26 protein-coding genes are annotated in these 24982 nt (G+C 73.1%); 17 read left to right on the top strand and 9 right to left on the bottom strand.

The genetic code is table 11. The features are described from left to right. Positions 1-194: 194 nt before the first annotated feature. Complete coding sequence (locus DCW30_RS14330) at positions 195-995, top strand: CPBP family intramembrane glutamic endopeptidase (RefSeq protein ID WP_076687199.1); 801 nt, start codon at positions 195-197, stop codon at positions 993-995. Between the two features lie 10 nt (positions 996-1005). On the opposite strand, the gene DCW30_RS14325 is transcribed toward DCW30_RS14330, so the two are convergent. Further along, the gene (locus DCW30_RS14325; RefSeq protein WP_076687200.1) at positions 1006-1827 is read right to left on the bottom strand and encodes a PhzF family phenazine biosynthesis protein; all 822 of its coding nucleotides are present in this window, start codon (positions 1825-1827) and stop codon (positions 1006-1008) included. Positions 1828-2094: 267 nt separating this feature from the next. Between DCW30_RS14325 and DCW30_RS14320 the strand changes: the two genes are divergently transcribed. Both DCW30_RS14320 and DCW30_RS14315 read left to right on the top strand, forming a co-directional pair. Continuing rightward, positions 2095-2733 carry a PadR family transcriptional regulator gene (locus tag DCW30_RS14320; protein ID WP_076687201.1) on the top strand — a complete coding sequence of 213 codons (639 nt, stop codon included), beginning with the start codon at positions 2095-2097 and terminating at the stop codon, positions 2731-2733. 263 nt (positions 2734-2996) lie between these two features. Further along, entirely contained in the window at positions 2997-3794 is a 798-nt protein-coding gene (locus DCW30_RS14315; protein WP_076687202.1) for a putative protein N(5)-glutamine methyltransferase, read from the top strand. A gap of 445 nt (positions 3795-4239) precedes the next feature. Here the strand turns inward: DCW30_RS14315 and DCW30_RS14310 are convergent, their stop codons facing one another. Continuing rightward, positions 4240-4428, bottom strand: a complete 189-nt coding sequence (locus DCW30_RS14310) for a hypothetical protein (protein ID WP_076687203.1) — start codon at positions 4426-4428, stop codon at positions 4240-4242. A 196-nt stretch (positions 4429-4624) separates the two neighbouring features. Here DCW30_RS14310 and DCW30_RS14305 point away from each other — a divergent pair, with 196 nt between their 5' ends. The 3 genes from DCW30_RS14305 to DCW30_RS14295 all read left to right on the top strand — a co-directional run bounded on the left by DCW30_RS14305 (position 4625) and on the right by DCW30_RS14295 (position 7404). Further along, entirely contained in the window at positions 4625-5200 is a 576-nt protein-coding gene (locus DCW30_RS14305; protein WP_076687204.1) for a Clp protease N-terminal domain-containing protein, read from the top strand. Between the two features lie 75 nt (positions 5201-5275). After that, positions 5276-6289: an EamA family transporter gene (locus DCW30_RS14300; RefSeq protein ID WP_205576626.1), complete on the top strand. Its 1014-nt coding sequence runs from the start codon at positions 5276-5278 to the stop codon at positions 6287-6289. Between the two features lie 152 nt (positions 6290-6441). Beyond that, positions 6442-7404: a DMT family transporter gene (locus tag DCW30_RS14295; RefSeq protein ID WP_076687205.1), complete on the top strand. Its 963-nt coding sequence runs from the start codon at positions 6442-6444 to the stop codon at positions 7402-7404. A gap of 56 nt (positions 7405-7460) precedes the next feature. On the opposite strand, the gene DCW30_RS14290 is transcribed toward DCW30_RS14295, so the two are convergent. Continuing rightward, the gene (locus tag DCW30_RS14290; protein WP_076687206.1) at positions 7461-8171 is read right to left on the bottom strand and encodes a pyridoxamine 5'-phosphate oxidase family protein; all 711 of its coding nucleotides are present in this window, start codon (positions 8169-8171) and stop codon (positions 7461-7463) included. A 96-nt stretch (positions 8172-8267) separates the two neighbouring features. On the opposite strand from DCW30_RS14290, the gene DCW30_RS14285 reads away from it, so the two are divergent. Continuing rightward, positions 8268-9599, top strand: a complete 1332-nt coding sequence (locus DCW30_RS14285) for an aminotransferase class I/II-fold pyridoxal phosphate-dependent enzyme (protein ID WP_076687207.1) — start codon at positions 8268-8270, stop codon at positions 9597-9599. A gap of 76 nt (positions 9600-9675) precedes the next feature. On the opposite strand, the gene DCW30_RS14280 is transcribed toward DCW30_RS14285, so the two are convergent. After that, a complete protein-coding gene (locus DCW30_RS14280; RefSeq protein WP_076687208.1) occupies positions 9676-10674 on the bottom strand; it encodes a DMT family transporter in 999 nt (332 codons plus the stop codon). 104 nt (positions 10675-10778) lie between these two features. Here DCW30_RS14280 and DCW30_RS14275 point away from each other — a divergent pair, with 104 nt between their 5' ends. Beyond that, entirely contained in the window at positions 10779-11681 is a 903-nt protein-coding gene (locus DCW30_RS14275) for a LysR family transcriptional regulator (protein ID WP_076687209.1), read from the top strand. Between the two features lie 119 nt (positions 11682-11800). Here the strand turns inward: DCW30_RS14275 and DCW30_RS14270 are convergent, their stop codons facing one another. Continuing rightward, positions 11801-12268: a pyridoxamine 5'-phosphate oxidase family protein gene (locus DCW30_RS14270; RefSeq protein ID WP_076687210.1), complete on the bottom strand. Its 468-nt coding sequence runs from the start codon at positions 12266-12268 to the stop codon at positions 11801-11803. A gap of 204 nt (positions 12269-12472) precedes the next feature. On the opposite strand from DCW30_RS14270, the gene DCW30_RS14265 reads away from it, so the two are divergent. Continuing rightward, a complete protein-coding gene (locus tag DCW30_RS14265) occupies positions 12473-13114 on the top strand; it encodes a cysteine hydrolase family protein (protein WP_076687211.1) in 642 nt (213 codons plus the stop codon). 6 nt (positions 13115-13120) lie between these two features. On the opposite strand, the gene DCW30_RS14260 is transcribed toward DCW30_RS14265, so the two are convergent. Further along, on the bottom strand, positions 13121-13573 hold the full coding sequence (locus tag DCW30_RS14260; RefSeq protein ID WP_076687212.1) for a Rieske (2Fe-2S) protein: 453 nt from the start codon (positions 13571-13573) through the stop codon (positions 13121-13123). 41 nt (positions 13574-13614) lie between these two features. Next, positions 13615-15777 (bottom strand): S9 family peptidase, encoded by a 2163-nt coding sequence (locus DCW30_RS14255; protein WP_076687213.1) that lies wholly within the window; start codon positions 15775-15777, stop codon positions 13615-13617. 64 nt (positions 15778-15841) lie between these two features. Between DCW30_RS14255 and DCW30_RS14250 the strand changes: the two genes are divergently transcribed. From DCW30_RS14250 to DCW30_RS14220, 7 genes are all read left to right on the top strand, one after another. Beyond that, entirely contained in the window at positions 15842-16633 is a 792-nt protein-coding gene (locus tag DCW30_RS14250; protein ID WP_076687214.1) for a HipA family kinase, read from the top strand. Continuing rightward, positions 16630-17013: a DUF3037 domain-containing protein gene (locus DCW30_RS14245; protein WP_076687215.1), complete on the top strand. Its 384-nt coding sequence runs from the start codon at positions 16630-16632 to the stop codon at positions 17011-17013. Before DCW30_RS14250 ends, DCW30_RS14245 begins: the two co-directional genes overlap by 4 nt. A 148-nt stretch (positions 17014-17161) precedes the next feature. Next, positions 17162-17923 carry a 3-oxoacyl-ACP reductase FabG gene (gene fabG, locus DCW30_RS14240; RefSeq protein WP_062781515.1) on the top strand — a complete coding sequence of 254 codons (762 nt, stop codon included), beginning with the start codon at positions 17162-17164 and terminating at the stop codon, positions 17921-17923. An 18-nt stretch (positions 17924-17941) separates the two neighbouring features. Continuing rightward, positions 17942-18697 (top strand): SDR family oxidoreductase, encoded by a 756-nt coding sequence (locus DCW30_RS14235; protein WP_062781517.1) that lies wholly within the window; start codon positions 17942-17944, stop codon positions 18695-18697. A 206-nt stretch (positions 18698-18903) separates the two neighbouring features. After that, complete coding sequence (locus tag DCW30_RS14230) at positions 18904-20466, top strand: ABC transporter substrate-binding protein (RefSeq protein ID WP_076689564.1); 1563 nt, start codon at positions 18904-18906, stop codon at positions 20464-20466. Between the two features lie 173 nt (positions 20467-20639). Then, positions 20640-21323, top strand: a complete 684-nt coding sequence (gene ung / locus DCW30_RS14225; RefSeq protein WP_076687216.1) for a uracil-DNA glycosylase — start codon at positions 20640-20642, stop codon at positions 21321-21323. A gap of 210 nt (positions 21324-21533) precedes the next feature. Beyond that, positions 21534-22022 (top strand): tetratricopeptide repeat protein, encoded by a 489-nt coding sequence (locus DCW30_RS14220; RefSeq protein WP_063802867.1) that lies wholly within the window; start codon positions 21534-21536, stop codon positions 22020-22022. A 36-nt stretch (positions 22023-22058) separates the two neighbouring features. On the opposite strand, the gene DCW30_RS14215 is transcribed toward DCW30_RS14220, so the two are convergent. Together DCW30_RS14215 and DCW30_RS14210 are read right to left on the bottom strand one after the other, a co-directional pair. Continuing rightward, a complete protein-coding gene (locus tag DCW30_RS14215; RefSeq protein ID WP_076687217.1) occupies positions 22059-22538 on the bottom strand; it encodes a hypothetical protein in 480 nt (159 codons plus the stop codon). Between the two features lie 274 nt (positions 22539-22812). Then, entirely contained in the window at positions 22813-23409 is a 597-nt protein-coding gene (locus tag DCW30_RS14210) for a TetR/AcrR family transcriptional regulator (protein WP_076687218.1), read from the bottom strand. 159 nt (positions 23410-23568) lie between these two features. Between DCW30_RS14210 and DCW30_RS14205 the strand changes: the two genes are divergently transcribed. After that, positions 23569-24981: an FAD-dependent monooxygenase gene (locus tag DCW30_RS14205; protein ID WP_079250197.1), complete on the top strand. Its 1413-nt coding sequence runs from the start codon at positions 23569-23571 to the stop codon at positions 24979-24981. Position 24982 lies beyond the last annotated feature (1 nt).

The following is a 24982-nucleotide window of genomic DNA, read 5'->3' as shown; positions in this document are numbered from 1 at the left end:
CTCATCGGGCAAGCTGTGACGTCCCATGGCGGTGGCGCCCCTCCTCGAGCGATGAAGCAAGGAAAGAGGGGGACGCCACGCCCGGAACGGCGGCCTTCCCCCTCGGCCTGTCGCGCACGATCTTCGTAACTTCTTTCGAGACCCTGGCGGGGCGAGGATGGGGATGAGGCGGGATCACTCAACTGGAGGCACAAGTGCAAGCGGAGCCGGGGCCGATGGCCGGTTCTTTTCCGAAGGGCGAGCCGGCGCGGCGAACCCTGCGGGACGAGACGTTGCTCGTCCTGGCTCTCTCGCTGGGCGCGAGTGGTGTGTCCGCGCTGATCAGCTTTGTCGGATCGGTGACGAAGCCGGGCGGTCTCAGGGACCAGGCGGCCACCATGAACGCGTCGGCGGCGCCGGGGCGGCCGTGGCTCGATCTCGCGTGGCAACTCTTCGGGATCACGACGGCGTTGGTGCCCGTCGCGCTCGTCGCGCACTTCCTCCTGCGTGAGCGGGCGGGCCTCGGGACCATCGGCTTCGACCGGACGCGCCCCTGGCCGGACCTGGGGCGCGGCACCGCGATCGCCGCGGTGATCGGCAGCACGGGCATCGTCTTCTACCTCGCGGCCCGCGGCCTCGGCTTCAACCTCACGGTGGTCCCCGAAGCGCTGCCCGACGTGTGGTGGAAGTACCCGGTCCTCGTGCTGTCCGCGCTGCAGAACGCGATCCTGGAGGAAGTGATCGTCGTCGGCTACCTGCTGCGCAGGCTGGACCAGTTGGGGTGGACCCCGATGGCCGCACTGGCGGGCAGTTCGGTGCTGCGCGGCTCCTACCACCTGTACCAGGGCGTCGGCGGTTTCCTCGGCAACCTCGCCATGGGCGTGGTCTTCGTGCTCCTGTACCGCAGGTGGGGCAGGGTGGGCCCACTGGTCGTGGCCCACTCGCTGCTCGACATCGGCGCGTTCGTGGGGTACGCGCTGCTCGCGGGGAAGGTCGACTGGCTGCCCACGCCCTGAGCGGGGCGGCTCAGGCGAGCAGCTCGCCCTCGATGACCGTGACGGCGCGGCCCGTCAGCAGGGTGCGGTCGCCCTGTAGTTCGGTGTGGACCAGGCCGGTGCGGGCCGAGGCCTGGAGGCCCGTCAGTTTCGTGCGGCCCAGGCGCTCCGCCCAGAAGGGGGCCAGGGCGGTGTGCGCACTGCCCGTCACCGGGTCCTCGTCGATGCCGACGCGCGGGAAGAAGCCCCGCGAGACGAAGTCGTATCCGAGTGAGGGTTCCTCGGCGAGGGCCGTGGCGATGATGCCGCGCTTGGAGTGGCGTACGAGGGCCTTGTGGTCGGGGGTGAGTGCCCTGACCGTCTTCTCGTCGGCGAGCTCGACGAGCAGGTCGCCGCAGTGGGGGCCCGTGTCGTACGCGCGGAGCGGCTCGGCGCCCAGGTCCTCGGCGATGCCGGCGGGAACGCCGATTTCGGTGAGCGGTGCGGTCGGGAAGTCGAGGGTGAGGGTGCCGTCGGCGTGGGCGGTGGCGGTCAGGACGCCGCTGCGGGTCGCGAAGCGGATCGGGCCGGAGGCGGCGCCGGTGCTGTGCAGGACATGAGCCATGGCCAAAGTGGCATGGCCGCAGAGGTCCACCTCGGTGGCGGGCGTGAACCAGCGCAGCGCCCAGTCGGCGTCGCCGCCCTCGGGCAGCGGGTGGGCGAAGGCGGTCTCCGCGTGGTTGAGCTCGATGGCCACGTTCTGCAGCCAGGTGTGGGCGGGGAAGGCGTCGAGCAGGAGGACGCCGGCCGGGTTGCCGGCGAAGGGGCGGTCGGTGAAGGCGTCCACGACGCGGATGCGGTGAGAAGTCGGCATATCGATGACGGTAGGGCCGGCGGAGCGTGCCCGGTAAGGCCAATCCCGGATCAGTGGACCTATTCGGTGGACTTTTTGGTGGACCTCTTCGGTGGGCCTTCTTGATGGAGTGCGTCGGCTCGCCGCAGAGACGGGTTGCTCGGCGTACTATTCCGATATATCGTTGAAGCGTCGCGAACGATACGCGACTGATCACTGATCACTGATCGAGCGTTGATGATCGGTGATCAGACAGAGATCAACGGACACCCCCCAAGGAGTGATCACATGCGTTCCCACGGTTTTGAACACGAGCACGGACACGGACACGGACGGGGTCGCCCGGGCGGCCGTGAAGGCTTCGGCCGCGAGAGGGGCTTCGGGGGCTTCGAGTCCCGGCGCGGCGCCTTCGGCCCCTTCGGACCCGGCTTCGGCGGCCCCGGCGGCCCCTGGGGTGGCGGTCCCGGCGGGCGGGGCGGGCGCGGCAGGGCGCGGCGCGGCGACGTACGCGCGTCGATCCTGGCCCTGCTGAAGGACCGGCCCATGCACGGCTATGAAATGATCCAGGAGATCGCCGAGCGCAGCGGCGGGGCGTGGAAGCCCAGCCCCGGTTCGGTCTACCCGACCCTCCAGCTCCTGGAGGACGAGGGCCTGATCCGCAGTGCGAGCGAGGGCGGCAAGAAGCTCTTCTCGCTCACCGACGCCGGCGGCGAGGCGGCCGACGCGGGTCCCGACGCGCCCTGGGAGGACGCCGGGCGCGGCGTCGACTGGGAGACGCTGCACGAGATCCGCCAGGCCGGCACGGGCCTGATGGAGGCCTTCGGCCAGGTCTGGAAGACCGGCAGCAAGGAGCAGCGCGACAAGGCCATCGGTGTCATCAACGACGCCCGGAAGAAGCTGTATCTGATCCTCGCCGATGAGGACTGACGGGTGTGAGCCCGACGGCTCTCCGCGCGGATGAGGCGCCCCGCACACGCCGTGCGGGGCGCTTCGTCACATGACCGGGCCGACCGGCGCGCGGCGGGTGCGGTACTGTTCCGGTGCCCTGCGACGGACGCAGGCGGCGAACTCCGGAGGTGAGACCCATTACCGCTGCAGCAGGTCGGGTGCTCTCCTCTCGCGACCGCGTGGTTCACCCGGCATAGGTGGACCGAGGGAGCCCCATCGGGATCCCGGAAGGTTTTCTCCGTATGTCGGTCACTTCTTCTTTCACCCTCTCCCAGTACGCCTCTGTCGTCACCGCGCTGCGCGCGGCGGGCTGCGTCTTCGCCGAGGACGAGGCGGAACTGCTCCTGTCCACCGCGCGTTCCCTGGACGAGGCCTCCACCATGGTGCGGCGCAGGGCCGAGGGACTGCCCCTCGAACACGTCCTCGGGTGGGCCGAGTTCCACGGTCTGCGGATCGTCGTGGACCCGGGGGTCTTCGTGCCGCGTCGCCGCACCGAGTTCCTCGTCGACCGGGCCGCCGCCCTCGCGGGGCGCGAAGCCGTCGTCGTCGATCTGTGCTGCGGGTCCGGCGCGCTCGGCGCCGCGCTCGCCGCGGGCCTCGACCGGGTCGAACTGCACGCCTCGGACATCGACCCGGCGGCGGTCCGCTGCGCCCGCCGCAACCTCGTCGCCGCGGGCGGCCGGGTCCACGAGGGCGACCTCTACGAACCGCTGCCCCGCGAACTGCTGGGCCGCGTCGACATCCTGCTGGCCAACGTCCCCTACGTGCCGACCGCCGAGGTCGGCCTGCTGCCCGCCGAGGCACGCGAGCACGAGGCGCGGGTGGCGCTCGACGGCGGCGGCGACGGGCTCGACGTGCTGCGCCGGGTGACCGAGCGGGCGCCGCGCTGGCTGGCGCCCGGCGGACACCTGCTGTTCGAGACCAGCGAGGCGCAGGTGCCCGCGGCCGTGGCCGCCGTCGAAGGGGTGGGCCTGACGGCGACGGTCGTCGAGGACGAGGAGCTGTACGCGACGGTCGTGGTCGCCACGCGGGCCGGGTGAACTCGGGCGGGGCCCGGCGATCCCGTCCGGGGCCCTGTGATCTCGTACGGGGTTCCGGCGGACCCCGTGCGGGGCCGGGTGGTCCCGTCCGGGGCCCCCGGGTGATCCCGTCCTGGTTCGCGTGATCTCGTGGGGGTTCCGGCGGTCCCGTGCGAGGCCGGGTGAACCGGGACGGGGCCCTAGCGATCCCGTCCGGGGCCGAGCGATCTCGGACGGTGCCGCGACGATCCCGTCCGGTGCCAGGTGAGCCCGTACGGCGCCGCGACGATCCCGTACGTGTCCGGGCGTGCCCGTCCGGGGACGGGCGTGCCCGTCCGGGGACGGGCGTACCCGCGTCCGGGGCCGGGTGAGCCCGTACAGGTCCGGGTCGTCTCGTACGGGGTCCGGCCGCTCCTCGTACGCGGCACCGGTCATCCCCCGTACGGGGCCCGGCATCCCTCCACGGTCACCCGACCCGGCGTATGACCGCCGCGTCGAAGAGGTCCGAGGCCCTGGGGAAGGGGCCTTCGTCGTGGCAGTGCCAGGCGTCCCAGAACAGGTCGGCGGGGCGTGCGTCGTCAGGGGCGTACACCCGGTACACGTACTGCCTGCCGTCGACCGCCGGCAGGGCGACCATCCAGCACCTGCTCTCCATGCTTTTCAGACGTGCGGCGGCGCACCATGGTTGCTCCACGGGCGCGGGGCAAGACGGCGCGCGCCGTTACGGACGGATCTGCCGGATCTCATCCGTAAGGAGGACAACCGTCGCACCACTGCCCAACCTATGTCGGACGCCAAGATGCTTCCCGCCGCCGATGCATGTGCCGCCGGAGGTTGATGGGGTGGGAGATGTGCAAAGCCGTACCCCGCCGGGGCCCGAACCCGACCTGATCCCCGCAGAACCCGAGTCCCGCCTCAGCGCCGAACTGGCCTCCGTGGTGGCGGGCGCGCGCCGCCGGGCGGTACGTGACGGGGACCGGCAGATAGACACCGCCCACCTGCTGCACTCCCTCCTGGAGTCCGACCCCGAGGTGCGCGCGGTCTTCACGGACGGCGCCCAGGTGGTGCGCCTCCTCGGCTACCTCGTCCAGCGCAGCATCGGCTACGGCCTGCAGTGGCAGGGCACCGTCGAGGACTCCGGGGCCGTGCCCGTGGTGCGGTCGGGCAAGGAGACCGGCTGGTCGCCGGCGGCCGTCCTCGCCATGGAGGTGGCCCTGGAGCGGGCCGAACGGCGCGGCGACGCGCGGGCGCTCGGCATGGACCTCCTCGCCGGCCTCGTGGCGGATGCCGAATGCCGCGCGGTCGAGGTCCTCGGGCGGGCCGGTGTCGACGTCGAGGTCCTGCTCAAGCGCGTCGAGGCGGGCTGCCGGCAGTACGCCTCCGGCGACCACGGCTACCTCGGGGGCTCCGGTCAGGAGCGTGCGTGAGGCGCGGGACGTCCGCCGATTGAGACAGGGGTCATCGGGGATGACGCTCATGACACCGCCTGTCATGATGTGCCCGTGCAAGCGTCTCAGGGGATCCAGGAGAGCCGTGCGGGGCACGGGAGCCGGGGACCGGGCTTCGGTCTCGGACTCGCCCTGCTCTCCGCCGTCGCCTTCGGCGGCTCCGGCGTCGCGGCCAAGCCGCTGATCGAGGCGGGGCTCGACCCCCTCCACGTCGTGTGGCTGCGGGTGGCGGGCGCCGCCCTGGTGATGCTGCCCGTCGCCTGGCGCCACCGCTCTCTGGTGCGGGACAGGCCCGCGCTGCTCGCCGGGTTCGGCCTCCTCGCCGTCGCGGGCGTCCAGGCCTGCTATTTCGCCGCGCTCTCCCGTATCCCCGTCGGCGTCGCCCTGCTGATCGAGTACCTCGCCCCCGCGCTGGTCCTCGGCTGGGTGCGCTTCGTGCAGCGCAAGCCGGTGACACGGGCGGCGGCGTTCGGCGTCGTGCTCGCGGTGGGCGGGCTCGCCTGCGTCGTCGAGGTGTGGGCGGGGCTCGGCTTCGACGCCTTCGGACTCCTGCTCGCGCTGGGCGCCGCCTGCTGCCAGGTCGGCTACTTCGTCCTGTCCGACCAGGGCAGCGACGCGGGCGACGACGCGCCCCACCCTCTCGGCGTCATCGCGTACGGCCTGCTCGTCGGCACGGCCGTGCTGACCGTCGTCGCGCGGCCGTGGGGCATGGACTGGGCGGTGCTCGCGGGCAGCGCCGACCTGGACGGTTCGGCCGTCCCCGCCTGGACGCTGCTCGGCTGGATCGTGCTCGTCGCGACCGTCCTCGCGTACATCACCGGGGTGGTGTCCGTGCGCAGGCTCTCCCCGCAGGTGGCCGGTGTCGTGGCCTGCCTCGAAGCCGTCATCGCGACCGCCCTCGCCTGGGTCGTCCTCGGCGAACACCTCTCGGCGCCGCAGATCGCCGGCGGCGCCGTGGTCCTGGTGGGCGCGTTCATCGCCCAGTCGGCGAGGCCGGGCGGGCCGACCGCCGGGGATGCCGTACCGGCATCCGAAACGGAGTTGGCGCGCAGTGGCCGCGCGACCTAGGGTGCGGATCATGCACGCACGAGCACTCGTCCTTCCGCCTCCCGCCCGCTAGCGCGGGACGCCCACGGATCGCGCCCGGCCGGTGGCCGGGCCAAGCGGTGCTGCCCGCAGACGGAGCCATCTGTCCCTCCTCTGCTGCGGAGAACTCTCACGTGTCGAATGCTGTCCTCGGTCTGCCCGTCGGGCGGGGCCTCGTCTATCTGATCGTCGCCGGAGTCGCCTGGGGCACGGCCGGCGCCGCCGCCGCGCTCGTGTTCCAGGCCAGTGACATGGGGCCGGTCGGCCTCTCCTTCTGGCGGTGCGCGGGCGGTTTCGTCCTGCTGCTCGCCACGCGCGCGGTACGGCCGAACCGCAAGAAGGCGTACGTGTCCGGGGCCCGTGAGCCGCGGGGCCGCAGGGCCCGCCGGATCGCCGTCACGGGCGTGGCCCTCGCGGTGTTCCAGACCGCCTACTTCGCGGCGGTCGAGACGACCGGCCTCGCGGTCGGCACCGTCGTCACCATGGGCTCGGGCCCCGTCCTCATCGCCCTCGGCGCACGGCTGGCCATGGGGGAGCGGCTCGGGGGCGGCGGTGCCGTCGCCGTCCTCGGCGCCCTCGCCGGGCTCGTGGTGCTCGTCCTCGGGGGCGGCGAGGCGACCGTACGGCCGCTGGGTGTGGTCTGGGGGCTCGTGTCGGCCGCCGCGTACGCCGCCATGACGCTGGTGACGCGCTGGTGGGGGCGGGACGGCGGAGCCGACTCCTCCGACACGACGGTCTGGGCGTTCGCGGTCGTCGCGCTCTGCCTGCTGCCGGGGGCCGCGGCCGAGGGCCTGGTGCCGCACACGGCCGACCACGCGCGCGTGGCCGTCTATCTGCTGTACATCGCCGCCGTGCCGACGGCCGTCGCGTACGCGCTCTACTTCGCCGGGGCGGCCGTCGTACGCTCCGCGACCGTCTCCGTGATCATGCTCCTGGAGCCGGTCAGCGCCGCGGTCATCGCGGTCGCCCTGCTCGGTGAGGCCCTCACGGCGGCGACCGTCGCGGGCACGGTGCTGATGCTGGCCGCGGTGACGGGGCTAGCGGTCGCGGAGGCGCGGGGAGCGGTGGCGGCGCGACGGGCCGCCGTGACGGTCTGAAGGGGTGGCCGCCCCGCGCCGGGGCGGCCACCCCTCTCAGGGTTCACAGCGGTGGATCACAGGCCGGGCAGGTAGTCCGGCGCCGCGATGTCCTGGGCGAGGTCGGCGGAGGGCAGCGGCGCGTCGTAGCCCCGGCGGAGCGGGAGCACGCCCGCCCAGTGGGGGAGGCCCATGTCCTCCGGCTCGTCATGGGGTCCGCCCGTGCGGGCCTTCGCCGAGACCTCGTTCAGGTCGAGGCGGAGCACGGCGGTCGCGGCGAGCTCCTTGGCGTTGGCGGGGCGGGAGTCGGCGGCCCGCCCCGGCACGACGTGGTCGACGAGCGCGTCGAGCGCGGCCCGCTTCTCCTCGGGGTCCGTGACCTGGTGGGCGGTGCCGTGGACCACGACGGAGCGGTAGTTGATCGAGTGGTGGAAGGCGGAGCGGGCCAGGACGAGACCGTCGACGTGGGTGACGGTCAGGCACACCTGGATCCCCGGGTCCGCCGCCCCGTCCTGTGCGTCGCCCGCCATCCGCAGGGGCCGGGAGCCGGTCGAGCCATGGACGTAGAGGCGCTCGCCCACGCGGGCGAAGAGCGTCGGCAGGACGACGGGGGCGCCGTCGCGCACGAAGCCGAGGTGGCAGACATATGCCTCGTCGAGCACCGCGTGCACCGTCTCCCGGTCGTACGAGGCACGGTCGCGGGAGCGGGTGGGGACAGTGCGGTCGGTGGGTGTGTAGGCGGCGCTCTCCGGCGTGTCCGTGTCGGTGGTGGTGCGCGTCGTCTGCATGCCTTCTCCTGTACTGAACCTGTGGCGGCCCGAACCGCGCGCCCTGCCCGGCGCTCCGGTTTGCCGTTCATATTGCACTAGTGCATACTTGTGTTTGTGCTAGGAGAGTATCGGATCGAAGGCCGGCGCGCAGCCGATATCGCGGCCAGCGTGGAGCGGGCCGTGGGTGACGGCGGTCTGGAGCCGGGGCAACTGCTGCCCCCTATGCGGGAGTTGGCGGCCCGCCTGGGAGTGAATCCCAACACCGTGGCCGCCGCCTACCGCACCCTGCGCGAGCGCGGAGTCATCGAGACGGCCGGACGGCGCGGCAGCCGCGTACGGCCGAAGCCCGCCACGACCGCGCGCGACCGGATGCGGGTGGACGTGCCGCCGGGCGTGCGGGACGTCTCCCAGGGCAACCCCGATCCGGCGCTGCTTCCACCGCTCGCCGAGGCGTTCGCGCTGGCCGCGGCGGAGGGCGACGCGAAACCGGTCCTCTACGGAGAGGACGCCGTCGACCCGGGGCTCGCGCGGTACGTGCGCACGGCCTTCGACGCCGAGGGCGTTCCCGCAGGGCCCGTCGCCGTCACCTCCGGGGCGCTCGACGCCATCGAACGGGTGCTCGCCGCGCGCCTCAAGCCCGGTGACGCGGTGGCCGTCGAGGATCCGGGCTGGGGCAGCATGCTCGACCTCGTGCCGGCCCTCGGACTGCGCACGGTCCCGGTCGGCGTGGACGACGAGGGGCCCCGGCCCGCCGACGTCGAACGGGCACTGTCCGGCGGCGCCCGCGCCCTCATCGTGACGGACCGCGCCCAGAACCCCACGGGCGCCACCGTCAGCGCCCCACGCGCGCGTGCCCTGCGCGACGTGCTCGCCGCGCATCCCGAGGTCCTGCTGATCGAGGACGACCACGGCCACGGCATCGTCGACCAGCCGCTCCACCCGCTGGCCGGGGCGGTGCGCCACTGGGCCCTGGTCCGCTCGACCGCCAAGGCGTACGGCCCCGACCTGCGGCTCGCCGTCCTCACCGGGGACCCCGTCACCGTCGACCGGGTGCAGGGACGCCAGCGGCTCGGGCCCGGCTGGGTGAGCATGCTGCTGCAGCGTGCCGTCCTGCGGCTCTGGTCCGGTGACGCGGTGGACGCGCGCGAGGTGGCGGCTTCCTACGGGCGGCGGCGGGACGCTTTGATCGCGGCGCTCGCCGAACGGGGCGTGCTCGCGCACGGGCGCAGCGGCATGAACGTCTGGGTGCCCGTCCCGGACGAGACGGGCGTGGTGGCGCGGCTGCTGCACGCCGGGTGGGGCGTCGCGCCGGGGGCGCGCTACCGCCTGGCCACGCCGCCCGGCGTGCGGATCACGATCGCCGCCCTCGCCGACGAGGAGATCGTGACCGTGGCGGAAGCGGTGGCCTCGGCCATGGGGCCCGCCCCCGCGCGACGCTACGACTGAGCGGTCCCGCTTCCGCGCGGGCGCCACGAGTGAGCGGCTCCGTTCCCGCGCGGGCGCCGCGGCTGACGGGGTGGGGTCATGGCCGAGGGGCCGCGCCACGCGCGCGTGGTCGCGACTGGGTGAGCGCGGCCCCCGCGAGGATGATCGCCGCGCCGACCGGGGTGGACCAGCTCAGGGACTCGCCGAGCAGCGTGACGCCCGCGGCGGTGGCGATGACCGGGACGAAGTACGTGACCATCTGGGCAGTGGTCGGGCCGACCTCGGCGACCAGGGCGTACTGCAACTGGAAGGCGAGCCCCGTGCCGAGGGCGCCGAGCGCCACGACCGCGAGGAGCGGCACGACGGGGAAGTGCGCGGGGACGTCCGTGAACAGCGGCGTCACCACGGCCAGTTCGACGGTCCCGACGAGCAGCTGCGCACCGGACAGGGAGAGGTTCGAGTGACCGGAACCGGCCAGCGTGCGGCGTACGTAGATCCACCCGATCGGGTAGCTGAGCGAGGCGAGCAGGGCCATCGCCGTGCCGGCGAGGTCGAGGCCGCTGAAGCCCTGCCAGGCGCCGAGCACCGTGAGCACCCCGAGGAAGCCGATGCCGAGGCCCGCGACGCGGCGTCGGGTCGGCCGGTCCTCCGAGAGCGCGATGAGCGAGAGGGCCATGCCCCAGAGCGGCGACGTCGCGTTGCAGATGCCCGCGAGGGTCGACGGAACGGTCAACTCCGCGTACGCGAACAGCGAGAACGGCAAGGCGTTGAGCAACAGGGCTGCCACCGCGAGATGCAGCCACGTGCGCGTGCCGCGCGGCAGCCGCTCCCGCTTGACGACGAGCACGGCGGCCACGACGACGGTACCGAACACGAGCCGGCCGAGCGTGACCTGGAACGGGGCGTACGCCTCGGTGCCCACCTTGATCAGCAGGAAGCTGAAGCCCCAGATCAGCGAGAGGAGGCCGAACCGGATGCGCCAGTCGATGGCGCGCCGTCCGGGCGAGGCGGTGTCGGCGGTGGTGACCTCGGTGGGAGGGGCGGCGAGCGGCGCGGGCGCGGTGGCCGTCACCGTGCGTTCGGTCGGGGTGCTCATGCGCTCCACGATGCGCCCCGCCGATCTCGTAGCACAAGCGAGATTTCTTGCCGGGTATCGCGTAGCATCACTTACATGTCCTTGGGGGGGAGCCGGAGAAGTCGATGCTGAATCTGGAGCGGTTGCGCACGCTGGACGCCCTCGCGCGGCACGGCTCGGTCAGCGGCGCTGCGGCCGGGCTGCACGTCACGACGTCCGCCGTCTCGCAGCAGATGACCAAGCTGGAGCGCGAGGTGGGCCAGCAGCTCCTCGCCAAGAACGGCCGGGGGGTGCGGCTCACCGACGCGGGGCGGCTGCTCGCCGAGCACGCCGCGCGCATCCTCTCGCAGGTCGAGCTCGCCCAGGCCGACCTGGAGGAGCAGCGCGGCAAGGCGGTCGGCGAACTGCGGATGTCCGCGTTCCCCACGGCCATGCGGGGCCTGCTGCCCGCCACGCTCACCGCGCTGCGCGCCGAGCATCCGGGGCTGCGGGTGAGCTGTCACGAGATGGAGCCGACGCCCGCGGTCGCCGCCGTGGTGCGCGGCGACGTCGACATGGCGGTCGTCCTCGACTGGTACAACAAACCGCTGCCCATACCGGACGGGCTGGCCAAGGCGCCCCTGCTCGACGATCCCGCCGACGTCGCGATGCCCGCGGCGCACCCGCTTGCCGACCGCACCGAGGTCGATCTGGAGGAGCTGGCGGACGACGAGTGGATCACCTGGGCCGAGGGCGAGTTCTGCCACGAGTGGCTGATGTTCACCCTGCGCGGCAAGGGCGTCGAGCCGCGCATCGCGCACCGCGCGGAGGAGCACCACACCCAGCTCGCCCTGGTCGCGGCGGGCCTCGGGGTCTGCGTGGTCCCGCAGCTCGGCCGCGACCCGATGCCGGCCGGGGTGCGGACGGTCCCGGTGCGGCACCGGGTGCGGCGCCATGTGTACGTGGTCTGGCGTGAGGACGCTGCCCGCCGCCCGTCGATCAGGGCCGCCGCGGAGGCGCTGCGGGCGGCGGGGGCGGGGCTCCGATAGGGGCGGGACGGCGTCCGCCGGTGAGCGTGAGCGGCCAACGGCGAACGGCTGGCGGGGAACGGTTAACGGCGGACGGCAGGCGGTGGGCAGCGGGCGGGGCAAGCTGCGGGCGCTGGACGCTACAGCCCCGCGAGCTTGCGGAAGTCCCAGGAGGCGATCGCGTCCGGCGTGAGGCGGATCCACCCGTGGCGGCCGTCGTGCGGCATCTCGTCCATGCCGAACAGCTTGCGGGCGAACAGCTTCTCGGGGACGGCGAGCTCGGGGCAGGGCTCACCCGTGCGCGGCGCCTCCCCGACGAACTCCACGGTTCCGGACAGCTCGACGCCGCGCAGCTCCCCGTACTCCTCACCGGTGTCCACCACCACGGCGACGCGCGGGTCCGCGCGCAGGTCGGCCCAGCGTTTGCTGCGCGTGATCGAGTACAGCCACACGGACGTGTCGTCCCAGGCGAACCAGAGCGTGCTGACGTGCGGCGCGCCGTCGGCCGACACCGTCGCCACGCGGCAGGTGCGCTCCGTGGCGAGGAACGCGTCGAGCTCCTCGGGCGTCATCATGATCCTGCGGCCCCTGCGCTGCGTGGCGGCCATGCGTCCTCCAAGGTGGCGTACCCGGTCTGCCGGACGCCCGGCGCGCCCGCGCACCCATGTCCCCGCGTACTGACTGAGTGTCAGAAAGGGATGATGAAGGCTCTTCCGCCGTCACGCAATGGCCGTTAATCTCGCGCGGACCCCGGGAGCCGCGGGCCCGCGACGGCGGCGCCGGCGCCCCGGCCCACCGCCACAGGGGGACCCATGCCGTCGTACGGACAGCTCAGCGAGATCCTCGACCCGGCGAGCACGGCCCTGCTGACCGTCGAGTGCCAGCAGGGCGTCGTGGGCGCCGAGAGCGCACTGCCCGAACTCGCCGCGGAGGCCAGGGCGTCCGGGGCCCTGGACAACGTGGCGCAGCTGGTGGCCGCCGCGCACGGCCACGGCGTCCAGGTCCTGCATGCCGTGGCCGAACGGCGCCCCGACGGGCGCGGCGCCAACCGCAACGCCCGGCTCTTCCGCGCCGCCGGCCGGCTGCCCGTGCGGCAGCTCTCGGGCACGGCGGCCGTACGGATCGCGCCGCCGATCGAGGTCACCGACGAGGACCTGGTCGTACGACGCCTGCACGGCCTGTCGCCGCTCGCGGGCACCGACGTCGACCCGCTGCTGCGCAACCTCGGCTGCCGCACCCTCCTGGTCACCGGGGTCTCGGCCAACGTCGCGATCCCGAACGCGGTGTTCGATGCCGTGAACCTCGGCTACACCGCCGTCGTGCCCGCCGACGCCATCGCGGGCGTCCCCGCCGACTACACCCCGGCCGTGGTCCGCAACACCCTCGCCCTGGTCGCCACCGTCACCACCACGGAGGACGTGCTCGACGTCTGGAAACGGCCACGGATCGGGTGAGAGCCGTCAGAGGAGTGTGATCGCGTCACCGTCCACGGAGATCTCGGCCGCCGGCAGCGGTCGGGTCGCCGGGTTCTGCTTGACGCTGCCATCGGCGATGTCGAACTTGCTGCCGTGGCACGGGCAGATGATGGCGTCGCCCTCGACGCTCGTCACCGGGCACTGCTTGTGGGTGCACCGGTTGGAGAACGCCTTGAACTCGCCCTTCCTGGGCTGGGTGACCACCACCCCCTCATCCTTGAAGATCTTGCCGCCGCCCACCGGGATGTCCGCCGTGCTCGCCAGCACGGTCTCGGCGGCACCGTCGCCCTCGGGCTCGGCCCCCGCGGGCTCGGCCGAGTCCTTGGCCTCGTCGCCGCTGCCGCACGCGGTGAGCGCGGCGGCGAGGCCCGCGGCGCCGATCGTCGCCACGACGGTGCGGCGGCAGGGTCCGGGGAGGGGTTCCTCATGAGTCGTCATGCCGGGGGGTACGGCTCCGCGCGGCCAGGTGTTCAAAACCGTCAGGAAGCCGGCGGGGAACCGAGAGAGGACTTCAGGAAGTCGAGTTCGCACCGCAGCAGGTTCGCCGCCTCCTGGTCCGACACCAGGTGGCTCGCGCCGGACAGCGGCAGCACGGTGTGCCGTCGGCCCGCCGCCAGCAGCGCCGAGGAGAAGCGCAGCAGGTGCGCGGGGAAGACGTTGTCGTCCGTCAGGCCGTGCACCAGCATCAACGGCCGTGTCAGACGGTGCGCGTGGGCGACGAGGGAGCAGCGTTCGTACTGCTCCGGGTGTACGTCGGGATGACCCAGGTAGCGCTCCTTCCAATGGGTGTCGTACAGCTCCAGTTCGGTGGGCGCCGCGCCCGCGACCGCCGCGTGGAAGACGTCGGGGCGGTGCAGTACGGCGCCCGCCGCGAGGTAGCCGCCGAACGACCAGCCACGGATGCCGACACGGCCGAGATCCAGGTCGGGGCACTTCCCGGCCGCCGCGTGCAGCGCGTCCACCTGGTCGTCGAGCACCGGCGTCAACTGGTCGCCGTGCACCGCCCGCTCCCAGGCGATGCCGCGCCCCGGGGTGCCGCGCCCGTCCACGACGAGCACCGCGAAGCCCTGCTCCGCGAACCACTGGGCGACGACGGTCCACCACACGCGCGCGTGGACGACGAGCCGCAGCCCCGGGCCGCCGTACGGGCAGAGCAGCACCGGCAGCTTCCCGGTGCCCGGCTCGTGCCAGGACGGCAGGTACAGCGTCGCCCGCAGCTCCCGCTCGCCGAGCGTGAGGTGCCGGGGGCGGGGTACGACGACGGGCTCCTCGCAGAGCACACCGATCCGCCCCGCGGGCTCGCCGCCGCTCAGCACGGTCACCGTCCGCCCCTCGGGCGTCCGGCTGTCCAGGACCACGGTGTCGCCGCCGAGCACAGCCGTGTGCACGCCGGGGCCCTCGCTGACCCGCGTGACGGCGTCCACCCCGGCCTGGCCCTGGCTCCGTCCCCGGCTCCGGCGGTGGCTCGGACGGTGGTCGAAGGACCAGACATGAATCTCCGTGGGCTCCTGCGAGGCGGTGAAGAACACCCGTTCGCCCACCGCGCCGACGACCTCGTGCACCTGGAGCCCGGCGGGCGTCGTCGCCTCGCCCACGGCGAGGCCGCGGGTGTCCCCGTCGACCGCCGTGTACCGCACCAGGGCGCCGGACGGGGTCCGTAGCGGCGCGCCGGGCACCAGCGGCACCCATGCCTCGTCGCGCACGCGGCACACGGTCCGCGTGGCGCCCGTGGCCGCGTCGACCTCCAGGACGTGCACGGAGCGCTGGTCGCGCGTCTGGAGGCCGACCAGGGGGCCGTGGGCGTCCCAGGCCGCCGTCGGCACGTACGCGAAACGGTCGTCCGTCCACGTACCGCCGGGGTGCCCCTCACCGGCCCGCTCCGGAGTGCGCACCCGCGTGCGGGTCCCTGTCAGGCGCAGGATGTGCAGGGACGTCTCGGTGTTGGCGGTGCCTGCCGCCGGGTAGCGGACCGCGCGGGGCGCCAGCTCGGGCCGCGCCGGGTCCGCGAGCCACCAGCGCCGCACCTGGGAGGCGTCCACGCGCGCGACGAGCAGCGCGTCACCCGCCGGGGACCACCAGAAACCCCGGTGGCGGTCCATCGACTCGGCGGCCACGTGGTCGGCGACCCCGTAGGTGACATCGGGCCCCTCGGGTTCCGCCAGGGCCCGGTCGTCCGTGCCGTCGGCCCCGACGACCCGCAGGGCGCCCCCGGTGACGTACGCGATCAGCGTCCCGTCCGGTGAGGGGCGCGGGTCGAAGGCCGGGCCCGCGGTGCGGACGCGGCGCGGAGCCCTTCCGCCCGGCTCCACCACCCAGAGGGCGCCGCCGAGCGCGAAGGCCACCACGCGCGCGTGGCGGTCGGCCGCGAAGGCCACCACTCCTTGTCCGACCTCCCGGGCGCGCTCCCTGCGCACACGCTCCGCCTCGGTCTCCGGGCCCGCCGCGCCCAGACGGAGCGGGTCGACGAGCAGGCGCTCGGCCCCGTCCTCGTACAGCCACAGCCCGCCGACCGGGTCGTCGCCCGCGCCGGAGCGGGTGAAGAGCAGCCGCCGGCCGTCCTCGGAGAGCGTCAGGCCCTGGGGCGCGCCCAGGGTGAAGCGGCCCGTGCGCGCGAACTGCCGAGGGAGATCCGGTGCGTCCATGAGCGGCACTGTAGGCAGCGGGGCGAGTGATCGAACAGCGCCCGGCCGCCAGTAATCTGGGGCGATGCTCACCGAAGTGACCGCGGTCCGCTATGTCACGCCCCTGCGCGAGGGCGGATCGCTCCCCGGCGTCGTCGAGGCCGTCGACGGCCAAGGCGCGTACGCGACGTACGTCATGAAGTTCACCGGCGCGGGCCAGGGCCGCAAGACGCTGGTCGCCGAGGTGATCTGCGGTGAGCTCGCGCGCCGTCTGGGGCTGCGGATGCCGCGGCTCACGCAGATCCTGCTCGACCCGGTGGTCGGCCTCGGCGAGCCCGACCAGCAGGTGCAGGAGCTGCTGAAGTCGAGCGGCGGCCTCAACCTCGGCATGGACTTCCTCTCCGGAGCGCTCGGCTTCGACCCGCTCGCCCATGGGGTGGACGCGGCGGAGGCGGGACGCGTCGTCTGGTTCGACGCGCTGATCAACAACGTGGACCGCTCCTGGCGCAATCCGAACCTGCTCCTGTGGCAGGGCGGCCTGTGGCTGATCGACCACGGGGCGAGCATGATCTGGCACCACAACTGGCGCACCGCCGCGACGGCGTCCGCCAAGCCGTACGACGCCACGGACCATGTGCTGGGAGCCTTCGGGCCCGACGTGGCCTCGGCCGCGGCGGAGCTCGCCCCGCTCGTCACCGAGGAACTGCTCACCGAGGTGACCGCCGAGGTGCCCGACGTCTGGCTCACCGACGAGCCGGGCTTCGCGACACCGGACGACGTGCGCCACGCGTACGTGGCGGCCCTGCTGCCCCGCGCCGCGACCATCCACGAACGGATCGCGCTCGGCGAGCCGCAGCCGAAGGGAGCCGCCACATGACGGATCGGGACGTCTTCGAGTACGCGCTGGTGCGCGTGGTCCCGCGCGTGGAGCGCGGCGAGCAGTTCAACGCGGGCGTGGTGGTCTACTGCCGCGCCAAGTCCTACGTGGCCGCCCGCACCCACCTGGACGAGGCCAAGCTCCTCGCCCTCGACCCCGCGGCCGATGTGGACGGCATCAGGGCGGCCCTCGGCGCGGTCGAGCGGGTCTGCGCGGGCGGCGCGGCGGCGGGCCAGGCGGAGCGGGACGACGCGGGGCGGCGCTTCCGCTGGCTCATCGCGCCCCGCTCCACCGTGGTGCAGCCGGGCCCGGTGCACACGGGACTGACGGCCGATCCCGCGGCGGAGACGGACCGCCTCCTCGACCTCCTGGTGAGGTAACGCGTCACAGCACGGCTGTGGGCCGTTGACACCCGGTGCCAGGGCTTCTAGCGTCTCGTCCAGCTGAAGGTACTAAGCGGTCGCTCACCATCGGGGCGTACCGTGGGCCGCACCCCAAGAGCCGTATCCAAGGGCGAGGAGAACCAGCATGTCCACCACTGAGCAGCGCGTCGCGGTCGTGACCGGCGGAGCGCGAGGCATCGGCGCGGCGACCGCCGTACGGCTCGCCGCCGAGGGCCGCGCCGTGGCCGTCATCGACCTCGACGAGGCCGCCTGCAAGGACACCGTCGAGCGGATCACCGCGGCCGGTGGCAAGGCGCTCGCCGTCGGCTGCGACGTGTCCGACGAGGCCCAGGTCGAGGCCGCCGTCGCCCGCATCGCCGAGGAGCTCGGCGCGCCGACGATCCTCGTCAACAACGCCGGTGTGCTCCGCGACAACCTCCTCTTCAAGATGAGCGCGGGCGACTGGGACACGGTCATGAACGTGCACCTGCGCGGCGCGTTCCTGATGTCGCGGGCCGTCCAGAAGCACATGGTGGACGCGAACTTCGGCCGTATCGTCAACCTCTCCTCGTCCTCGGCCCTCGGCAACCGCGGCCAGGCCAACTACGCCGCCGCCAAGGCCGGCCTCCAGGGCTTCACCAAGACCCTCGCCAAGGAGCTCGGCAAGTTCGGCGTCACCGCCAACTCGGTCGCCCCCGGCTTCATCGTCACCGAGATGACCAAGGCCACCGCCGACCGCGTGGGCATGGACTTCGAGGAGTTCCAGACGGCCGCCGCCACCCAGATCCCGGTGCAGCGCGTCGGCCGCCCCGAGGACATCGCCAACGCCATCGCCTTCTTCACGGGCGACGCGGCCGGGTTCGTCTCCGGGCAGGTCATGTACGTGGCCGGCGGCCCGCTCAACTGACCCGGAAGGCGGGAGATCATGGCTGTGCAGGACAGTGGGAAGGCCGCGCTCATCACGGGTGCGAGCCGCGGCATCGGCTACGGCATCGCCGAGGCCCTGGTCGCCCGCGGCGACCGCGTCTGCATCACCGGACGCAATGAGGACGCCCTCAAGGAAGCCGTCGAGAGGCTCGGATCCGACCGGGTCATCGGCGTCGCGGGCAAGGCCCACGACGAGGCGCACCAGGCGGTCGCCGTCGAACGCGCGATGGAGGCGTTCGGGCGCGTCGACTTCCTGATCAACAACGCGGGCACGAACCCGGTCTTCGGGCCGATGTCCGAGCTCGACCTGAACGTGGCGCGCAAGGTCTTCGAGACCAACGTCATCTCGGCGCTCGGCTTCGCCCAGCAGACCTGGAAGGCCTGGCAGAGCGAGAACGGCGGCGCGATCGTCAACATCGCCTCCGTCGCGGGCGTCTCCGCCTCGCCCTTCATCGGGGCGTACGGGATGAGCAAGGCCGCCATGGTCAACCTCAGCCTGCAGCTCGCACACGAGTTCGCGCCGAAGGTCCGCGTGAACTCCATCGCGCCCGCCGTGGTCAAGACCAAGTTCGCCCAGGCGCTGTACGAGGGCCGCGAGACGGAGGCCGCGGCCTCCTACCCGCTCGGCAGGCTCGGCGTGCCCGAGGACATCGGGGGCGCCGCCGCGTTCCTCACGTCCAGCCAGTCGGACTGGATCACCGGCCAGACACTCGTGGTCGATGGCGGCATCTTCCTCAACGCGGGCGTCGGCTGACGAAGGCGTCGCAACCGTCGGCTACGCCGTCAAACGGGACGTAGACCCGCATCAAGTGCCCCGTGCGCGCCACTGGTTGGCGTGGCGGGGCACTGCGGATATGGTCTGCCGACCCCCCACGACGAGGCCGATCGAGGAGCGTGCGCGTGTTCAGTGATGTTCCCCCCGCGAAGCTGACGAGGGGCCTGGGACCCGTGGCGGCACTCATGTCGCTGTCCCTTGTCGCAGGGTGCGGGGCACTGTCCTCCGAGGGGTCGGACGGAGAACAGGTGATCACGGTCGGCACGATGAGCGCCCCGAGCACCCTGGACCCCGCCAAAGCCTGGGACAGCTCCTGGGAGCTGTACAGAAACGTCTTCCAGACGCTGCTCAGCCTGCCCTCGGGGGCCACCGAGCCCGAGCCGGACGCCGCGGAGTCCTGCGCGTTCGACGGTGCGTCGAACACGGTGTATGTCTGCGAGCTTCGCGAGGGCCTGAAGTTCTCCGACGGGCACGAACTGGACGCGGCTGCGGTGAAGCACTCCTTCGACCGTATGCGCACCCTGGAGGCGAAGGGCGTCGTCAAGGGCGGGCCCATGGGCCTGCTCGGCTCGCTCGACAAGGTCGAGACGAAGGGGGAGCGGACGGTCGTCTTCCGGCTCAGGAAGCCGGACGCGACGTTCCCGCTCGTGCTGTCGACACCCGCCATGTCGATCGTCGATCCGCGCGAGTACCCGGCGGACAAGCTGCGCACGGGCAACGGGCTCACGGGCTCCGGGCCGTACGCGCTCAAGGCGTACGAGCCCCGTGAGAAGGCCGAACTGGTCAAGAACGACCACTACAAGGGCGCGGCCGACGTCAAGAACGACGGCGTCACCATCCGCTACTTCAAGAAGTCCTCCGCGATGGTCGACGCCCTCGAGAAGCAGGAGATCGACGTCACCTTCCGCGGCCTGGACGCGGGTGACGTCATCGACGCGCAGAGCAAGAGCGGCGACGGCGCGGACGAGCAGAAGATCGCACTCGTCGAGGGAGCGGGCACCGAGATCCGCTACCTGGTGTTCAACACGCGGGACCCCTGGGCGGGCAAACTGCCGGTCCGGCGGGCCTTCGCGCAGCTCGTCGACCGCCCCGCCATCGCCCACAAGGTCTACAAGGACACCGTCGACCCCCTGTACTCGATGGTCCCGAGGGGGCTCACCGGGCACGCCACCGGCTTCTTCGACGACTACGGCGACCCCAGCGTGACCAAGGCCAGGAAGATCCTCGCCGACGCCGGCATCGACGGGCCGGTGCCGCTCACCCTCTGGTACACCACCGACCGCTACGGATCGGCCACCGCCCTGGAGTTCGCCGAACTCAAACGGCAGCTCGAAGCCTCGGGTCTGTTCGAGATCACGCTCAAGAGCCGTCCCTGGAACGAGTTCCAGGAGGGTTACAGCAAGGGCGAGTACCCCGTCTTCGGCCGCGGCTGGTTCCCCGACTTCCCCGACGCGGACAACTTCATCGCGCCCTTCGTCGGCGCGAAGAACGTGCTCAACACGCCGTACGCGTCGAAGGAGATCACCGAAGAGATCCTGCCGCGCGAACGCAGGGAGACCGACAGGGGAGCGGTGGTCGACGACTTCGAACGGGCCCAGCAGATCCTCGTCGACGACGTGCGGCTGCTGCCGCTCTGGCAGGGCAAGCAGTACATCGTGGCCAGCGAGGAGATCGCGGGCGGTGAACGCGCCCTGGACCCCTCGGCGATCATGATGATGTGGGAGCTCCAGCGGAAGACGAGCTGGTAGCGGCCGGGTGGCCCGGTAGGGGGGAGGCCCGGCGGGTTGGCGGTCGGGGGGCGGGTGGCTTGACGGCCCGGAGGTTGGGTGGCGGACGGGGGCGGCCGGGCGGCGGGGTCGATTGTCAGTGGTCGCCGGTAGGTTCTGTGGTCAGAAGTGATCGCACACCGGAGGTTCTTGACGTGACCGACATCGCCATGCTGCCCGCTTCCTGGCGCGGAGTCCTCGGCGAGGAGCTTCAGAAGCCCTACTTCGAGGAGCTCACCGAGTTCGTCGAGCGCGAGCGGGCACAAGGCCCCGTCTACCCTCCGCGCGACGAGGTCTTCGCCGCCCTGGACGCCACGCCGTACGACCAGGTGAAGGTCCTGATCCTCGGCCAGGACCCGTATCACGGCGAGGGCCAGGGCCACGGGCTCTGCTTCTCGGTGCGCCCCGGCGTGAAGACCCCGCCCTCCCTGCGGAACATCTACAAGGAGATGAAGGAGGAGCTGGGCCACCCTGTGCCGGACAACGGCTATCTGATGCCGTGGGCCCAGCAGGGCGTCCTGCTGCTGAACGCGGTCCTCACGGTCCGCGCCGGTGAGGCCAACTCCCACAAGAACAAGGGCTGGGAGAAGTTCACGGACGCGGTGATCCGCGCGGTGGCGGCCCGCCCCGACCCGGCGGTCTTCGTGCTCTGGGGGAACTACGCCCAGAAGAAGCTGCCGCTCATCGACGAGGAGCGGCACGTCGTCGTCAAGGGCGCGCACCCGTCACCGCTGTCCGCGAAGAAGTTCTTCGGCTCGCACCCCTTCACCCAGATAAACGCCGCGGTGGCGGCCCAGGGGCACGAGCCGATCGACTGGCGCATCCCGGACATCGGCTGACCGGCCACGCCTCATCGGGCATCGAGCGTGTGGTCGCACGTGTCCCGGCCCGCCGGTACGCCGCGCCGAGGGGGGCGAGCGGCGTCACCGGGCTGGCCCAGCGGCGCGGGTGAGCGCCCCACGTCCGAACGTGCCTGAGCGCGATTGTCAGTGGTGGCCGCTAGCGTCGTGAGGGACGCGGGTGCAGGCGGCACGACCATGGAGGACCCGGTGACGGAGCAGCAGGAGCAGGCGGCGGACGACGCGGTGATGACACGCATCGGGCAGGCGGTCATGCTGCATCACGGCGGAGACCGCGAGGAGGCGCAGGGCCGTTTCCTCGGGCTGTGGGGGGAGATCGGCGAGGACGGCGACCCGCTGCACCGCTGCACGCTCGCGCACTACATGGCGGACACCCAGGAGGACCCCTCGGCCGAACTGGCCTGGGACCTGCGGGCGTTGTCCGCGGCCGACGAGCTGACGGACGAGCGGCTGAGCGCACACCACCGGTCGCTGGCGGTCCGGGGCCTGTATCCCTCGCTGCACCTGAACCTCGCCGCGGACTACGTGAAGCTGGGCCGTCCCGCGGCGGCCCGCACCCATCTGCGCCGGGCCCGCGGCGCGGCGGGCTCCCTGGAGGACGACGGGTACGGGAACGGCATCAAGGCGGCCCTCGCGAGACTGGAGCGGCAGGTGGGGGAGGGGAGCGAGACGGAGTGACGCGCCGGCGGCGGTGCGGCGCGCCGCCGCCGCGGGTCACGGGCGATAGGCCTCACGGCAGATGACGGCCTGGGGGCTGCCGGGCTGCCAGCCTCCGTAGGTCTCGCCGAGCGCGCACACGTCCGTACGGGGGGCGGCGGGCGCGGGCGGCGCGGGGACGGCCCGGGTGGCTCCGGTGTCCGGTCGGGCGGCGGGAGGCCTGTGTGCCGGCGGGGGTGCGGGCTGGTCCGAGCGGGGCGGCGGGGCCGAGGGGCGAGAGGCGGGGACGGGGCTCCGGCGCGGATGGGGGCGGGGTGGCCCCATCCGCTCCAGCACCTCCCTGGCCGGGGGCTGCTCGGCCCGGTCCCGGTTCCGCGCGTCGGTGCGGGGCGGCGGGGGCGGCGGTGCGGACGGCTGGGCGGTGGCCGCCGGGCCGCTACCGCCCGGCTGCTCGACACTCACACAGCCGGATACGGCGGCGGGCACGGCCACGGAGAGGAGCAGCGCGGCGGCAGCGGTGGTCGTCGATCGATGCATCCGCGTAACTCTTGAGGAGGGGGGAGCTCCTTGGGGCGGGAACGGGTGAGGGGTGCCCTGCATGGGTGACGGTTGCGACGGGGTGACGATCGCGCTGGGGTGACGCGGTGACGGTTCCGGGGGTGGGAAAGGGCCGCGGCGGGGGTCACGGGGTGACGGTTCCGGGGGCGAGGGTCGCGACAGGGCCACGGGCGGTGGACACGGCGAGGTGACGGGGCGACGGTCCCCGGGTGCTGGTCGAGGCGCGGTGACGGGGTGGCGTCGGCGTCTCGCGTCAGTCCGGCAGCATCCCCGCCAGCAGCTCCGCCGCTCCCCTCCGTAGGTCCTCCTCCGTCGGGGGCGTCGCGTGGTATGGCCCTGCCGCGCAGGCGAACATCAGGCCTTCGCACCAGGCGACCACGGAGAGCGTGTGACGTGCGGGGGCGGGGGAGCCCGCCGCCGTGAGCAGGGCTTCCAGTGGCTCGCGGAACCGGGCGCCCGTCGCGTCGTAGTACGCGCGGAGCTCCGGTCGGCGTGTGGCTTCGAGGGCCAGCTCGTAGCGCGAGAGGAGGAGGGGGCGGTAGCCGCCGGTCAGGTAGCGGTGGAGGGCGAGGGCCAGGCCCGCCGCCAGGGCTTCCCGGCCCGCCGCCGGGTCCGGCAGTGCCGCGGGGTCGAGCACCTCGGCCTCCCGCTCGGCCAGCCGCCGCACCGCCGCCTCCAGAAGCGCGAGCCGGGTCCGGGCGTGGTTGGAGGTCGAGCCCTGCGGCAGGCCCGCCGCCTCGTCGACGGCTCGGTGGGTGAGTCCGCGCATGCCGCGTTCGGCGAGCAGGGCGAGGGCGGTGTCGGCGATGAGGACGGGGCGGGGCGATCCCGGGGCGGTTCGTTCGGCCATGGCGTAGACCCTACCCGGTGCGACTACAGGTGTAGTACGGTCGCGGTGTCGCGCTCACTACAGATGTAGTTGCGGGAACTCCGTAGGCCATGCGCGTCCTCACCCGGGTCGGCAGGCGGGGCGGCTGGGCACACCCGTCGAGCAGGAGGAGGAGCAGCCATGAAGCAACAGCAGCAGCCCCACGCCGTGGTCATCGGCGGCGGGATCGGTGGTCTCGCCGCCGCCATCGGTCTGCACAGGACCGGCTGGCGCGTCACCGTCATCGAGCGCGCGCCCTCGCTGGAACCCGTGGGCGCCGGTATCGGTCTCGCCCCCAACGCCCAGCGCGCCCTGGACGTCCTCGGCCTCGGCGACCGGGTCCGCGAGCTCGGCGCCTGGCAGGGCAGGATCGGGATGCGCGCCCGGAACGGCCGCTGGCTGGTGCGCACGGACGCGACCGAGGCCGAGCGGGTGTACGGCGGAACGCTGGTCATGCTGCACCGCGCCACGCTCATCGATCTGCTGGTCTCCGCGCTCCCCGAGGAGGCCCTGCGGACCGGTGCGGGGGCCCGTCTCGCGGACCCCGGCTCGACCGGCCGCCGCGCGGTCGTCACGACGGAGGGCGGCGACATCGAGGCGGATCTCGTCGTCGGCGCCGACGGCATCAACTCCACCGTGCGCGCGACGCTCTTCCCGGCTCATCCGAAGCCGGCTTACGCGGGGTTCACCGCATGGCGGTTCATCGGCCCCGCGCCCGCCCGCGCCTTCGCGCCCCACGAGACCTGGGGGCGCGGCGGTGTCTGGGGGACGCAGCCGCTCAAGGACGGGAGGGTCTACGCGTACGCCACCGCCTGGCTGCCCGAGGGCGGCAGGGCGCCCGACGGCGAGAAGGCCGAGCTGACGCGGCGTTTCGCCGACTGGCACGACCCGATCCCCGAACTGCTGGCCGCGGTCGAGCCGGATGCCGTCCTGCGCAACGACGTCCGCTACCTGGCGAAGCCGCTCGACGTCTTCCACCGGGGGCGCGTCGCCCTCGTCGGTGACGCCGCGCACGCCATGACGCCCAGCCTCGGCCAGGGCGGCAACCAGGCCATCGAGGACGGCGTGGTCCTGGCCCACCACATGGCACGCGTCGCAGGCCCGGCGCCGGACGCGGACCTGGCGTCAGTCACCGGCCCGTCGGCCACCGCGTCCGTGGCGTCCTTCGCGGACCGGGCGCCTTTCTCAGATCCGGAGGCCTCCGCGGATCCGGCGGCCTCCCCCTGCCCGGCGGCCTTCGCCGAGCTGTCGGCCGGGCTCGCCGCCTACAGTGCGGCGCGTGTCCCCCGTACCACCGAAGTCGTCCGGCGGGCGGCGCGCGCCTCCCGGTTCACGCACCTGACGAGCGCCCCGCTCGTCGCCGTACGCGACACCCTCGTCGCGGCGGCGTCACGGCTCGGCCCCGACCTCCTGCTGCGGAGCTTCTCCTCCATCGCCGACTGGCGTCCGCCGCAACCCCCGTATGCTGCGGGAACGGCGACCGGCGCGCCCGCGCGGAGCGTGCGGGCGCCGGACGCGGGGACAGCAGGGCGCCAGATCGGCGACGGGCGGTAGG

It is taken from the genome of Streptomyces alfalfae (genome assembly GCF_004127445.1).
Lineage (GTDB): Bacteria > Actinomycetota > Actinomycetes > Streptomycetales > Streptomycetaceae > Streptomyces > Streptomyces alfalfae.
This window is presented reverse-complemented; position numbering and strand designations above follow the sequence as displayed.